This is a genomic window from Candidatus Accumulibacter sp. ACC003 (assembly GCF_907163085.1).
Classification (GTDB): domain Bacteria; phylum Pseudomonadota; class Gammaproteobacteria; order Burkholderiales; family Rhodocyclaceae; genus Accumulibacter.
Genome location: NZ_CAJQTX010000001.1, coordinates 597,684 through 612,226 on the forward strand (window position 1 = coordinate 597,684; position 14,543 = coordinate 612,226).

A 14,543-nucleotide genomic window follows, 5' to 3' on the forward strand; every position below is an offset into this window, starting at 1 on the left:
CGGGTGCGGCTGCTCGGAGCGTATTGACGACGTGGCTCACGGCCCGCCGTCAGTGGTTTGCAGGCGGTTCCTCGGGCTTCGCCTTGAGCGCCGTACGCAGCGCGCCCGACGCCCGAAAAGCGAGCAGCGTCAGGCTGCCGCCGACGACGCCGACGAGCATTTCGAGCGCCAGCGAGCTCAGCGCCTTGAGCAAGCCGCCAACGGCGGCGACCGTCCCAGCCAGTTCGGCGGTGTCCGCGATGAGGTGATGGAGCGGCGGGATGCCGTGGCTCAGGATGCTGCCGCCGACCATGAACATCGCCGCCGTACCGATCACCGTTAGCCCCTTCATTAGCCGCGGCGCTGCCAGCAGCAGTCCCTGGCCAATCGTGCGGGCGAGGGCGCCGTTTTTGCCGAGCAGGTACAGCCCGAGATCGTCGAGCTTGACGATCGCCGCGACGACGCCATAAACGCCGACCGTCATCAGCACGCCGATACCCGCCAGGACCATCACCTGCGTCGAGAACGGTGCGTCGGCGACAGTGCCGAGGGCGATGACGACGATTTCGGCCGAGAGGACGAAGTCGGTGCGGATCGCGCCCTTGACCTTGTCGGCCTCGAGCGTCGCCAGGTCGACGTTTTCATCGACCAGCGCCGCGAGTTTCTCGGCGTGCGGCGTGCCTCCGTCGCCGTCGCCATGCAGCCACTTGTGCGTCAGTTTCTCGACGCCTTCGAGGCACAGGTAGAGGCCGCCGATCATCAGCAGCGGCAGCACCGCCGACGGCATGAAGCGGTTGATTGCCAGCGCCGCCGGCACCAGAATCAGCTTGTTTTTCAGCGAACCGACGGCGACTGCCCAGACCACCGGCAACTCGCGTTCAGCGCGCACGCCGGACACCTGCTGCGCGTTCAGCGCCAGGTCGTCGCCGAGCACACCGGCGGTTTTCTTGGCGGCGACCTTGGTCATCAGAGCGACGTCGTCAAGAACCGTCGCAATGTCGTCGATCAGGGCAAGCAGGCTGGCTCCAGCCATGGCACTCTCCGGTTCGGCAAGCAAAGGGAAACCGTCGCGACTTTCATCGTCGGCGGGGCCGTTTCGTGCCGATTGACGCGACCGCAGTTTACCCTGCTCTGTAGGCTCGTGGCAGACCGCAGGTGACGCCGCTGAACGCGTTTTCCGGCTCCAGATGCCGCGCCAGCGGGTGCCTGATGACTAGCGTGGCATCGCGACTTGGCGTTATCCTGCGCCTTTTTCGTTTGTCGCGATTCACCGACCGCGAATCATCGACTGGAGACAATCGTGCCTGCACTGCTACCGCAAGCTGATCCCGATGGCCTGCTCGAATACTCGGTGGTCTATACCGACCGCGCCCTCAACCACATGTCGCAACGCTTCCAGGGCGTGATGAAGGACATCTCGCGAATCGTCAAGGCGGTCTACCGGGCGAAGGCGGCAATCGTCGTTCCCGGTAGCGGCACCTTCGGCATGGAGGCCGTCGCCCGCCAGTTTGCCACCGACAAGAAGTGTCTGATCATCCGCAACGGCTGGTTCAGCTTCCGCTGGACACAGATTCTCGACATGGGGCGGATCGCTTCCGAGAGCGTCGCGCTGATCGCTCGCCCGGTCGACGAACAGCGGCACGCGGCCTTCGCGCCGCCGCCGATCGACGAGGTCATCGCCTGCATTCGCGCCGAGAAGCCGGAAATCGTCTTCGCGCCACACGTCGAAACGGCGTCGGGAATGATCCTGCCCGACGCTTACCTGCGCGCCATCGGCGAGGCGGTACGCGCGGTCGACGGTCTTTTCGTTCTCGATTGCGTGGCCTCCGGTGCGGTCTGGGTCGACATGCTCGCCAACGACGTCGACGTGCTGATCAGCGCGCCGCAGAAGTGCTGGAGCGGCTCGCCGTGCTGCGCGCTGGTCGCCCTCGGCGAGCGGGCGCGCGCCAGGATCGACGAAACGACCAGCAGCAGCTTCGCCTGCGATCTCAAGAAGTGGCTGCAGATCATGGCGGCCTACGAGAACGGTGGCCATGCCTACCACGCAACGCTGCCGACCGACGCCCTGGCGACGCTACGCGACGTGATGGTCGAAACCGAGGAGTATGGTTTCGAGCGCGTTCGCCAGGAGCAGCAGGATCTCGGTCGCCGGGCGCGGGCCTTGCTGACCAGCAAGGGCTTCACGAGCGTCGCCGCCGAAGGTTTCCAGGCGCCCGGAGTGATCGTCAGCTACACCGACGACCCGGACATCCAGTCGAGCCGGAAATTCGTCCAGATCGGCGTTCAGACGGCCGCCGGCGTGCCGCTGCAATGCGACGAACCCGCCGATTTCCACAGCTTCCGCATCGGTCTGTTCGGCCTCGACAAGCTGCACAATCCCGATCGCACGCTACGCAGTCTGGCCGACGCGCTGGCTGCCGTCAGCGCCTGAAGAGGGGCTCGTCGAGCTTGCCGTAGGCAACGCCCCGCTGGCGGTAGATGACGCCGAGCGGGATGATCATTTAAAGAATCACCGGAGGAAAGCACCATGGCCACAACAGCCGCCGAGCTCGTCGAGAAGACCGCCGCAAAAGCCATCGATTACACCAATGCCGACCAGCTGATTGTCCTGGTGACCGAACATGGCACGTCGATCGGCATGAAAGCGGTCACCGCGATCGTGATTTTCCTGCTTGGCCGCTGGCTGGCCAGAGTGGTCACCAATATCGCCCGCAAGACCTTCCAGCGCGCGAAGATGGAGGACACGCTCGAGAAATTCCTGTGCAACATGCTCAATGCCGTGCTGCTGGTGGTGGTGATCATTGCCGCCATCGGCGCGCTCGGCGTCCAGACGACGTCCTTGCTCGCCGTTCTCGGTGCCGCCGGCCTGGCCGTCGGTCTGGCGCTGCAGGGATCCTTGTCCAACTTCGCGTCGGGCGTGTTGATCGTCGCCTTCCGCCCGTACAAGGTCGGCGACTTCATCGAGGCCGCCGGTGTCGCCGGAACGGTCAAGGAGGTGCAGATTTTCACCACCGTCATCCACTCGCCGGACAACAAGAAAATCCTCGTGCCGAACAGCCAGATCATGTCCGGGACGATCACCAACTACTCGGCCAACGCCACGCGCCGTGTGGACCTGATCGTCGGCTGCAGCTACGGCGATGATCTGGACCAGGTGCGCGCGCTCCTCAACGACATCGTTGCCGGCGACGAGCGCATCCTCAAGGACCCCGCGCCGACCGTCGAGGTCGTCGCGCTCGGCGACAACAGCGTTAATTTCGTCGTTCGCCCGTGGGTCGAAGCTGCCAATTACTGGGCTGTCCACTTCCATATTCACGAGCAGGTCAAGAAACGCTTTGACCAGGCCGGCCTGAACATCCCCTTCCCGCAGCGCGACGTGCATCTCTATCAGCATGGCGCCGACCGCTGATTGTCGGGCGTTGGCGGCAGGGAGCGCAGCCGTCCGCCGCTGACAGAACAGCGGCCACGACCACCGGCCGCTGATCTAATGCCCTTGTCGATTTCTGCTGCTTCTCGGCAGCTTGCAGGACTTGAATATCAGATTGACCGCCGTCGATCGCAGTCCCTATACTCGAGATTGTCTTATGGGGACCCCCGAGCTGACTGGCTGTCGCGGGAGTCCGTGTTCGGACGCTGGCGGCAGCGTGCGGTAGATGACAACTCGACTGGCTGCCGGGCGGCCCCTTTCATGACGCTCCAGACCCTGAAACGGAAGAGGTACTTTGCTAAAGCCGCTTGCCGTACTCGGGCTCCGACGAATTCTGCTGCTGGCTACCCTCTTCGTGTCGGGGACGACTGCGCTCCTCGCCAATAGCCCCGCTCTGAGTGATCGCGAAAACGCGCTCGCCGAGCCGCGTTTCGAGTCGGTCGGCGTCGGCATCATTCCGCGCAATGTCGTCCCGACGATGGCGCAGGATCGAGCAGGCTTTTTGTGGATTGCCACCGGCGACGGTCTGGTGCGCTTCGATGGCTACCGCTTTCGTCCGCAGGAACGCGAAAGCGCTGACCCGGCGGAGCGTAACCTGGGCTGGATCCGCGCCTTGCTGCCGGCGCGCGATGGCCGCCTGTGGATAGGCACCGAGTGGGACGGTCTGGCGGTCTATGATCCGCTGAGCGAACGCGTCACGGCGGTTCGCGGCGAACGCGAGAATGGCAAGGATAGCGAGGGCAGCGGCGGCCCGCTGCCGACGATTCGCGCGCTCGCCGAGGATCGTGACGGCGACATCTGGGCGGGCAGCGAGGGTGGCGGCCTCGAGCACGTCGATCTGGGCAGCGGCAAAGTCACGCACTACCGGCATTCGCAGCAAGCCGGCAGCCTGCCAGACGACCGTGTGCAAGCGCTGCTGGTCGATCGCCAGGGAAGCTTGTGGGTCGGCACCTGGGCTGGCTTGAGCCGGCGCGTTGCGGGCAGCGATCGCTTCGAAGCGGTGTTCTCGAGCGCCGGCGGCGCCGAGCTCGGTGGTCGTCTGGTGCAGGCGCTGTTACAGGCGTCGGACGGGCGCATCTGGGTCGGCACGCAGCAAGGTGACCTGGCCATCATCGACCCCGCCAGCGGCCACGGCGTGCTCGTCGAGCGCGCGCACGACGCCGCAAATAAGGGCGCGGTGTCGAGTCTGGTCGAGGCGTCGGGAGGACGAATCTGGGTCGGCCGATCGTCTGGAATCGAAATTCGTGAGCTCGCTGACGGTCGCTTGCGGCAGCGACTGCAGCACGATTTGCGCAAGCGTACGGGCCTGGCCGGCAACGAGGTTACGGCGCTGATTCGCGATCACTCGGGTTTGATCTGGGTTGGCGGCTTTGGCGTCGGTCTGCAACGCCACGACCCGAATAATCGCAGTATCTGGTTGCGTGGCGCCGATCCACAGCCAGACGGCCCATTTTCCGAAGCCGATGTGCGCAGCGTCCTGCAACTGGACAATGGTGAAATCTGGGCGGCGACGCGCAAGGGTGGCGTGGCGGTGATGGACAGCCAGTTGCGCGTCACCGGCGCGGTCTGGCCGCGCGACCGGCGGCCCACCGCCGCGGCGCCAGGAGCCAGACCCTCGCTGCCGCCGGTGCGCATCGAAGCCATCGCCCAGGCTGGCGATGGCAGCGTCTGGCTGGGCGCGGATTCCGCGCTCTATCAGTTCAGCGGCGACCGCCGGCAACTGCGTATCGTCGCGCACGCTGGCGGCCTGACCCGACGTTTGCTGGTCAGCCGCGATGGCTCCCTGTGGGTGGCCACGCAGGACGGCGTCTATTGCCTGCGACCCGGCGCGGCCGAAGTTGTCCGCATCGGTCAGGCCGGTGGACAGAAGGCGCACACCGATATCAACGCGCTCGCCGAGGCGGCTGATGGCAGCGTCTGGGTCGGCGGCGGCAGCGGACTGTTGCGCGTCGCTGCCGGCAGCAGCGAGATGCGGCCGGTCGAGAGCAGGAATGGCGCCGGCCTCGGCAACGCCAGCGTCATCGGACTGCTGTTCGACCATCAACAGACGCTGTGGGTCGACACGGCGGTGACCGGTCTGCATCGAATGAGCCGCTGGGACGATGGCCAGCCGGTCAGCTTCGAGCACATCAGTGCCCGCCACGGCGTCGTCAGTCGGCCATTTGGCGGCAATTTGATGGAGGATAGGCGCGGTCGCATCTGGACGCAGATGTATGTCTATGACCCGGCCAGCGATCGCCTCGAAGAGCTGACGGCAGCCGATGGCGCCGATCTCGGCACTGGCTGGTTCCTCTCGCGAACCAAGACGGCTGATGGCCGCATGCTCTTCGGCGGCAGCAAGGGCATGCTGGTGGTCAACCCGGAGCACTTCGACGCTTCGGACTACGCGCCGCCGCTGGCGATCGCCGAGCTGACCATCAACGGTCAGCGCCAGGCCGCGGGCCGGCTCCAGGAGGGACTGCAGCTGACGCCCGAGCAGCGCAGCTTCAGCGTTGCCTTCGCGGCGATTGACTACAGCGACGCTGGCCGCGTTCGCTACGCCTACCAGTTGCTCGGTTTCGACCCCGCCTGGATCGAAATTGGTGCCGAGTCCCGGCTCGCCAGCTACAGCAACCTGGCTCCCGGCGACTATCTGCTGCGCGTGCGTGCGACCAACCGCAGCGGCGTCTGGAGTCCGCACGAGCTGTCGCTCAAGCTGCACATCGTTCCCGCCTGGTGGCAAACGTGGTCGTTCCGTGTGCTTGCTTTGGCGCTGCTGCTGGTGATGATCTACGCCCTGGTGCAGTTGCGTACGCGCCATCTGCGTGTGCGCCAGGGCGAACTGCAACGACTGGTGCGCGAGCGCACGACCGAACTGGAGAAGCTGACCCTGGCTCTGCAACGCGAGTCGGCGGCGCTCGAAGAGTCGAGCCTGAGCGACCCGCTGACCGGCTTGCGCAACCGCCGCTTCCTGAGCCAGCATATCGAAGCCGATGCGGCGTTGGCGCTGCGCGAGTACGACAGTCACCGGCAGTACGGCGCCCCCTTGCGTGATGACGCCGGCCTGATATTTTTCCTGTTCGACATCGACCACTTCAAACACGTAAACGACCAGCATGGCCATGCGGCGGGTGATACGGTGATCATCCAGATGTGTCAGCGATTGCAGGCGGTGTTCCGCGAAACCGACTATCTGGTGCGCTGGGGCGGCGAGGAATTTCTCGTCGTGGCGCGCGCTACGCCGCGTGCGCACGCCGCCGAACTCGCCGAGCGGGCGCGCGCGGCGGTCGCCGATCGGCCATTCGAGCTTGACGATGGCCGCCTGCTGGCGAAGACCTGCTCGATCGGTTTCTGCTGCTTTCCGCTGTCGGCGCAGTATGCCGAAGTCCTGGACTGGAGTGCCGTCGTCAATATCGCCGATGCCGCGCTCTACGTCGTCAAGAGTGGCGGCCGCAATGGTTGGCTGGGAGCGCTCGGCGCCCGCTGCGAATCGGCCGAAGCCCTACTCACCTGCTCGCGCCGGCCGCTCGCCGATTGGGCGCGAGCCGGTGAGCTGAACGTCGTCTGCTCGCCCGATCACAGCGGCCTGGCGGGCGCTCTCGGCGCTCGCTGGCGACACTGGGAAGCCGAATTGCTCCCCGGCGCGAGTGCAAGTTGAGACGATGAGTCGATTTGCGCTGGCAAGCGGCCGCCTGCCCCTATGAGCCTCGACTACGCGACGCTCGAGCTGCTGCGCCTGAATCATCCGGCGTGGCGCTTGTTGCGCTCCGAGCACGCGCCACTGCTGGCGAGCTTCCTGCAGCGCGTGTTCATCGCGCCGAATGCACGCGTGCTGGCGCAGGCAGATTTGGCCGAAGCGCTGGAAGACGAGTTGTTTGCGCTGCGCGATCGCTTCGGCGCCGAGCTATTCCCGAAAGCGGCGCTCGACTACCTCAACGATTGGGCAGCGAACGACAAGGGCTGGTTGCGCAAGTTCTACGCGCAGGGCTCGGACGAGCCGCATTTCGACCTGACGCCGGCGACCGAAAAGGCCATCGCCTGGCTGGGGACGCTTGCCGCGCGCAGCTTTGTCGGTACCGAGTCGCGCCTGCTGACGCTCTTCGAGTTGCTCAAGCAGATGAGCGAGGGCAGCGAGACCGACCCGCAGACGCGCATCGCCGAATTGCAGCGCCGTCGCGACGACATCGACGCCGAGATCGAGCGCGTGCGCTCGGGCGACCTGCCGCTGCTCGACGACAGCGCGCTGCGCGATCGTTTCCAGCAGTTCGTCGCCATGGCGCGCGAGTTGCTGACCGACTTTCGCGAAGTCGAGCACAATTTCCGCGGCCTCGACCGCCGCGTGCGCGAGCGCATCGCTCTCTGGGAGGGCGCCAAGGGCGCCTTGCTCGAAGAAATCATGGGCGAGCGCGACGCCATTTCCGACTCCGACCAGGGACGCAGCTTCCGCGCTTTCTGGGATTTCCTGATGTCGAGCAGTCGTCAGGACGAGCTTTCAGCGCTGCTCGAGCGCGTCCTGACGCTGCCCGCCGTCGCCGAACTGCGGCCCGACGCACGCACCCGGCGCGTGCACTACGACTGGCTCGAAGCCGGCGAGCACACGCAGCGCACGGTCGCCCAGCTGTCGCAGCAACTACGTCGCTTTCTCGACGACCAGGCGTGGCTGGAAAATCGCCGCATCATGGACATCCTGCACGGCATCGAAGCCAAGGCGCTGGCGCTGCGTGAGACGCCGCCGTCGGCCAACGACGTGATGAGCATCGCCGACACCACCGCGGCGATCGAATTGCCGCTCGAGCGGCCGTTGTACACGCCGCCGATCAAGCCAGCCATCGCCGACCTGGTGCTCGAAGCGGGTGATCAGGACGTAGACGCGGCGGTCCTTTTCTCGCAAGTGGTCGTCGACCGCGCGCAGCTCGCGCGACACATCCGCCAGGCGCTGCAGGGCCGCTCGCAGGTGACGCTGCGCGAGCTCTGCGAAACGCGCCCCCTGGAGCACGGTCTCGCCGAGCTGGTCGCCTACCTGCAGCTCGCCGGCGACAGTTTCAAGAGCGTCATCGACGAAGACGTCAGCGAGCTGATCGTCTGGCGCGGCGTCGGGCCGGATGGCAAGGACTACACGAAACAGGCGCGGCTGTCGCGGGTGATATTTGTCGGCGGCTAGTGTGATGTTGCCCGCGGTATGGAATATACGAGGCCACGAAGCGCCAGCGATTCCCGCGCGTCAATCAGACCTCAACGCTCACGAAAACTGACCCTTTTTCGCTCACGGAAATTGACCCACCGTTGGCGCGCGCCAACACCCAGGTTTTCGCCTCGGAGCGGGGTCAAGGGCGGGCTGCGGTTTTTGCAGCCCGGCGCAGCGTACCCTTGACGCCGTGTAGAGGCGAGTACGCTCGGGAATGGCTGTGTGCGCGGCATTTTCGTGCGCACAGCCATGACGACTAGGCGGGTCCGGTTTCGTGAGCAAAAGTGGGTCAATTCCTGAGAGCGTCAAGGATCAGAGGGTGGAACTGGATTGCGGCGTCGGCTTTGCCTCCTCGCAATGACGGTGTGTGGGTGCGTGTCGCATGGGTATCATGGCACCGTGGTATCCTGGGGCGCGTCATGGCGGCTCTGAAGTTCGTGGGGTGGGGATAGTGGTGGCACAAGACCTGGAAGCACAACTTGAGCTTGACGCGTCGGCGGCAGCGGCGCCGGCCAGCGCCGAGCTGTCGGCGCTGGTCATTCCGCTGCTCAAGGGCGTGCTCTATCAGGACGGCGACGCGGCGCTGTGGAACACGCTGCTCAATCTGCAGGCGCGCGTGCGTGACTACGTCGCCGTGCTCGACCTCGAGCTGGTGCTCGACGAGGCCGAGGGCTACGCCTTCCTGCGCTCGCGTCCGCAGCCCGAGGAGGGCGAGGCGCCGCGGCTGCCGCGCCTGGTCGCGCGCCGTCCCTTGTCGTTTCCGGTCAGCCTGTTGCTGGCGTTGCTGCGCAAGAAGTTGGCCGAGTTCGACGCCGGCGGTGGCGATACGCGGCTGGTGCTGTCGCGCGACGACGTCGTCGAGCTGCTGCGCGTCTTTCTGCGCGAAGGCAGTAACGAGGCGCGCTTGATCGACCAGATCGACTTCTACCTCGGCAAGGTCGTCGAGCTCGGCTTCGTGCGCCGCCTGAAAGTGCAGGCTGGCCAGACGGCGACCTTCGAGGTGCGGCGAATTCTCAAGTCCTTTGTCGACGCGCAGTGGCTCGCCGAATTCGATCAGCGCCTGGATGCCTACCGCTCCTTGCTCGCCGGCGACAGCAGCGCCGCTGGCAACGGCAGCAAGGCCGGCAAAGCGCAGCCAGCGACGGCCAGGAGCGGCCGGTCGCGGGAAGCATCCGATGAATGAGCCGCAGAGTCTCGGCCTCGATTTTGTTGACGACGACACGCTTTCGGGTTTTCGCCTGCAGCGCCTGGAAGTCTTCAACTGGGGTACTTTCGACGCGCGTGTGTGGACGCTCAACCCGGGCGGCCAGAACGCGCTGCTGACCGGCGACATCGGTTCGGGCAAGTCGACGCTGGTTGACGCGGTGACGACGCTGCTGGTGCCGGCGCAGCGCATCGCCTACAACAAGGCGGCGGGCGCCGACAGCCGCGAGCGGACGCTGCGTTCCTATGTCCTCGGCCACTACAAGTCCGAGCGCAACGAGGTCAGCGGCAGCGCGCGGCCGGTGGCGCTGCGCGACCACAACAATTACTCGGTGATCCTCGGCGTCTTTTACAACGCCGGCTACGACCAGACGGTGACGCTGGCGCAGGTCTTCTGGATCAAGGACGCGCAGGGGCAGCCGGCGCGCTTCTTCGTCGCCGCCGAAAGCGATCTGTCGATCGCTGGCGATTTCGCCAACTTCGGCTCGGACATCGGCGCGCTGCGCAAGCGCCTGCGGCGGCCGCTGGCCGAGGTCTTCGACAGCTTCCCGCCCTACGGCGCGTGGTTCCGGCGGCGCTTCGGGATCGACAACGAACAGGCGCTGGACCTCTTCCATCAGACGGTATCGATGAAGTCGGTCGGCAACCTGACCGACTTCGTGCGCAGCCACATGCTCGAGCCCTTCGACGTCGCGCCACGAATCAGCGCGCTGATCGGTCACTTCGACGATCTCAATCGCGCCCACGAAGCCGTCCTCAAGGCCAAGCGACAGGTCGCGCTGCTCGCACCACTGGTTGCCGATGGCGAGCAGCACGCCGTCCTGGCGGCGAAGATCGAGGAAATGCGGGCGTGTCGCGAGGCGCTCAAAGCCTACTTCGCCACCCTCAAGCTCGGACTGCTCGACAAGCGCCTCGCCGGTCTGGCCGAAGACTGGCGGCGGCACGACGCGCAGCTCAAGCGTATCGACGAGCAGCGCCTGGCGCAACGCTCCGAAGAGGGCGAACTCAAGCGCAGCATCGCCGAGAACGGCGGTGATCGGCTCGAACGCCTGGCCGCCGAGATTCATCGGCTCGAAATCGAACGTCAGGCGCGGGCGCGCAAGGCGCAGCGCCATGGCGAGCTGCTGGCTGCGGTGGCTGAGCAGGCGGCGCCTGACGAAGCGGCTTTTCTCGATCAGCGCCAGCGCTTCGCGACGCTCGCCGAAGCCGCTCGCGAGCGCGACGCGAGCTTGCAGAACGACCTCACCGAGCTCGGTGTTAGCCTGCGCCAGGGCAAGCTCGAGCACGACGAGTTATCGGCCGAGATCAACAGCCTCAAGGCCCGGCGCAGCAACGTCCCGGCCGCGCAGGTGGCGATGCGCAGCGCGCTGTGCCAGGCGCTCGATCTCGCCGAAGAGGCGATGCCGTTTGCCGGCGAACTGCTGCAGGTCCGCGACGACGAGCGCGACTGGGAGGGCGCCGGCGAACGCCTGCTGCACAACTTCGCCCTGTCGCTGCTGGTCCCCGACGCCGATTACACGCCGGTCGCCGAATGGGTCGATCGCACGCAGCTGCGCGGGCGGCTGGTCTATTTCCGCGTCCGCAAGAGCAAGACTTCGCCCGGCGACCTGCCCAGCGTGCATCGCGACTCGCTGGTGCGCAAGCTCGAGGTGAAGCCCGACTCGCCGTACTACGACTGGCTCGAACGCGAGCTGACGCATCGTTTCGACGTCGCGTGTTGCGCCACGCACGAGCAGTTTCGCCGCGAGACGAAAGCGATCACGCGTGCCGGCCAGATCAAGGCGCCCGGCGAGCGCCACGAGAAAGACGACCGCCATCGCCTCGACGACCGCAGTCGCTACGTGCTCGGCTGGAGCAACGCCGCCAAGATCAGCGCCCTCGAAGCCAATGCCCGGCAACTCGAAGCACGGCTCGGCGAGCTGGGCAGCCGCATCGGCAAGATCATGGGTGAACAGAACGCGCTCAAGGAACGCCTGACCGCGCTGTCGAAGCTCGGCGAGTACGCCGACTTCAGCGAGCTCGACTGGCAATCGTCGGCGACCGCGGTGGCACGGCTGCAGGAAGAAAAGCGCTTGCTGGAAACGACGTCGGATGTTTTGCAGAACCTGAGCGCACGTCTCAAACGGCTGCAGGGCGAGCTCGCCGAAAGCGACGCTGCGCTCGCCGCCAGGACGCGCGAGCTGGGAGCGACGCAGGCCAAACGTGAAGCCGCCGAGGCCTTGCGCAGCGACACCCTGCTGCTGGTCGCCGATCAGGAGCAGGGTGCCTGGTTCGAGCGCCTCGACGCGATACGCAGCGAAGCGCTCGGCGAGCACCAGCTGAGTGTCGAATCGTGCGAAAACCGCGAGCACGACATGCGCAATTGGCTGCAGAGTCGCATCGAAAACGAGGACCACAAGCTGAAGCGGCTGCGCGACAAGATCATCGACGCCATGGGTTCCTACCGCAGCGCTTTCCCGCTCGACACGCAGGAGGTCGATGTCGCCATCGACGCCGTCGGCGAATACCGGACGATGCTCGACAAGTTGCAGGCCGACGATCTGCCGCGCTTCGAATTGCGCTTCAAGAAGCTGCTCAACGAGAACGCGATCAACGAGGTGGCCAACTTCAGCGCGCAATTGGCGATGTGGCGCGAGACGATCAAGGATCGCATCGCGCACATCAACGGCTCGCTGACGCAGATCGACTACAACACCGGCCGCTACATCACGCTCGAGGCGCAGCCGACGCCCGACGCCGACATCCGTGATTTCCAGGGCGAGCTGCGCGCGTGTAGCGAAGGCAGCATCACCGGCTCGGACGACGCCCAGTATTCGGAAGCCAAGTTCCTGCAGGTCAGGCACATCATCGAACGCTTGCGCGGCCGCGAGGGCCTCTCCGAGCACGACCGCCGGTGGACGACCAAGGTCACCGATGTCCGCTACTGGTTCGTCTTCGCCGCCAGCGAGCGCTGGCGCGAGGACGACAGCGAGCACGAGCACTACTCGGACTCGGGTGGCAAGTCGGGCGGCCAGAAAGAGAAGCTCGCCTACACCATCCTGGCGGCCAGCCTGGCGTACCAGTTCGGCCTCGAATGGGGCGCCGTGCGCTCGCGCTCGTTCCGCTTCGTGGTCATCGACGAAGCCTTCGGGCGCGGCTCGGACGAGTCGGCACAATACGGCCTGCGGCTCTTCGCGCAGCTCAACCTGCAACTGCTGATCGTCACGCCGCTGCAGAAAATCCACATCATCGAGCCCTTTGTCGCCAGCGTCGGTTTCGTCCATAACGAAGAAGGCCGCACGTCGAAACTGCGCAACCTGTCGATCGAGGAATACCGCGCCGAGAAGGCGAGGGCGAGCGGGTGAGCTGGACGCGGCCCGCCGAGCTGCGGGCGCAGGTGCAGAAACTGTGGGACCGCGGCGAAGTGCTCGCCAGCCGGGTCAGCGGCGAGTCGCCGTTTCCGCGCCGGCTGCTCCTCAAGGGACCGAACTCGGCAGAAATCGCCGAGCGTTTCGACGCCGTGCGCGCCTGGGTCGCCGAGCTGCGCGCCATGCCGCACTGCCGTATCGAGATGCGCGAATTCCGCCATCGCGTCTTCGGCGCCAATGCCGTTCCCAACGAGGCGTGGATCGACAGCATAGACGACGCGCTGGCGCTGATCGGCAAGCGCCGCGAGCTCGCGCGCTTCGATGCCCTGCTCGAGCTAACGCGGCAGCGCCAGCCGCAACTGCTCGCCTGGCTCGCCAAACGGCCGCTGCGGGCGCTCGAACTGGCCGGTGAATGGAGCCGGCTGCTGGCGATCGTCGCCTGGGTAGCGGAAAGGTCCCATGTGGAACCCAGGTCCAAGGTCTATCTGCGGCAGGTGGATATCCCCGGCGTGCACAGCAAGTTCATCGAAGCGCATCGCGGCGTTCTCGGCGAGTGGCTCGATCTCGTTCTGCCGCCAGCGGCCGTCGACGCGTCGGCAACAGGCGTCAGCGGTTTTGCCCGGCGTTACGGTTTCCGCGACAAACCGGTGCGCATCCGTTTGCGGATTCTCGACCCGGCGCACGCGCGCCTGCCCGGCGACTTCGGCGACGACCTCACGCTCGACGCCGATAGCTTCGCCCGCCTTGACCCCGGCGTCACGCGCGTCTTCATTACCGAGAACGAGATCAACTTCCTGGCCTTCCCGGCCGTTCGCGACAGCCTGATCGTCTTCGGCGCCGGCTACGGCTTCGAGATGCTGGCGCAGGCGCAATGGCTGGCGCGCTGCCGCATCCACTACTGGGGCGACATCGACACGCACGGCTTCGCCATCCTCGAGCAGCTGCGCGCGTACTTCGCGCACGTCGATTCCTTCCTGATGGACCGCGCGACGCTGCTCGCTTTCGAAGCGCAATGGGGCGAGGAGGACAAGCAGACGCGGCGCGACTTGCCGCGCCTGAATTCCGAAGAGCGCGCGCTCTACGACGACCTGCGCGACAATCGCCTGCGCAAGAATCTGCGACTGGAGCAGGAGAGGATTGGGTTCGGCTGGGTGGAGGCGGCGATTGCAGCGCTTGTGGCGCAGCCGTGAACGCGTCGAGGAAAGCGTCCACGTCCGTACACCACGACACCGTCATTGCGAGGAGGCAAAGCCGACGCGGCAATCCAGTGCCATCCTCATATTAGTTTTCCGCCGCTTCGACAACGTGCAGAGCCAATCTTCTGGATTGCCGCGTCGGCTGCGCCTCCTCGCAATGACGCGTGGGCGAATTTCGTGCCTTCCGCAGCTCCGCCAACATTCCACCAGCGAGAAGGAGGAGGCGG

General features: G+C 65.9%; 8 protein-coding genes. 7 read left to right on the plus strand and 1 reads right to left on the minus strand.

Going from position 1 to position 14,543, the window contains the following annotated elements:
• Positions 1-49: 49 nt before the first annotated feature.
• Positions 50-1,012, minus strand: a complete 963-nt coding sequence (locus QZ656_RS02700) for a DUF808 domain-containing protein (RefSeq protein WP_291991928.1) — start codon at positions 1,010-1,012, stop codon at positions 50-52.
• 267 nt (positions 1,013-1,279) lie between these two features.
• On the opposite strand from QZ656_RS02700, the gene QZ656_RS02705 reads away from it, so the two are divergent.
• The 7 genes from QZ656_RS02705 to QZ656_RS02735 all read left to right on the plus strand — a co-directional run bounded on the left by QZ656_RS02705 (position 1,280) and on the right by QZ656_RS02735 (position 14,310).
• Positions 1,280-2,410, plus strand: coding sequence for an aminotransferase class V-fold PLP-dependent enzyme (locus tag QZ656_RS02705; RefSeq protein ID WP_291991929.1), 1,131 nt, complete (start codon positions 1,280-1,282; stop codon positions 2,408-2,410).
• A gap of 96 nt (positions 2,411-2,506) precedes the next feature.
• Positions 2,507-3,388, plus strand: coding sequence for a mechanosensitive ion channel domain-containing protein (locus QZ656_RS02710; RefSeq protein ID WP_291991930.1), 882 nt, complete (start codon positions 2,507-2,509; stop codon positions 3,386-3,388).
• A 313-nt stretch (positions 3,389-3,701) separates the two neighbouring features.
• Complete coding sequence (locus QZ656_RS02715) at positions 3,702-7,043, plus strand: ligand-binding sensor domain-containing diguanylate cyclase (RefSeq protein ID WP_291991931.1); 3,342 nt, start codon at positions 3,702-3,704, stop codon at positions 7,041-7,043.
• A gap of 42 nt (positions 7,044-7,085) precedes the next feature.
• Entirely contained in the window at positions 7,086-8,546 is a 1,461-nt protein-coding gene (locus tag QZ656_RS02720) for a DUF3375 domain-containing protein (RefSeq protein ID WP_291991932.1), read from the plus strand.
• 478 nt (positions 8,547-9,024) lie between these two features.
• The gene (locus QZ656_RS02725) at positions 9,025-9,753 is read left to right on the plus strand and encodes a DUF4194 domain-containing protein (RefSeq protein ID WP_291991933.1); all 729 of its coding nucleotides are present in this window, start codon (positions 9,025-9,027) and stop codon (positions 9,751-9,753) included.
• The gene (locus QZ656_RS02730) at positions 9,746-13,117 is read left to right on the plus strand and encodes an ATP-binding protein (protein ID WP_291991934.1); all 3,372 of its coding nucleotides are present in this window, start codon (positions 9,746-9,748) and stop codon (positions 13,115-13,117) included. Before QZ656_RS02725 ends, QZ656_RS02730 begins: the two co-directional genes overlap by 8 nt.
• Positions 13,114-14,310 carry a Wadjet anti-phage system protein JetD domain-containing protein gene (locus QZ656_RS02735; protein WP_291991935.1) on the plus strand — a complete coding sequence of 399 codons (1,197 nt, stop codon included), beginning with the start codon at positions 13,114-13,116 and terminating at the stop codon, positions 14,308-14,310. Before QZ656_RS02730 ends, QZ656_RS02735 begins: the two co-directional genes overlap by 4 nt.
• Positions 14,311-14,543: the final 233 nt, after the last annotated feature.

Coding starts and splice junctions, on each gene's coding strand:
- QZ656_RS02700 (WP_291991928.1), bottom strand. CDS start 1,012: ATGGCTGGAGCCAGCCTGCTTGCCCTGATCGACGACATTGCGACGGTT.
- QZ656_RS02710 (WP_291991930.1), top strand. CDS start 2,507: ATGGCCACAACAGCCGCCGAGCTCGTCGAGAAGACCGCCGCAAAAGCC.
- QZ656_RS02720 (WP_291991932.1), top strand. CDS start 7,086: ATGAGCCTCGACTACGCGACGCTCGAGCTGCTGCGCCTGAATCATCCG.
- QZ656_RS02730 (WP_291991934.1), top strand. CDS start 9,746: ATGAATGAGCCGCAGAGTCTCGGCCTCGATTTTGTTGACGACGACACG.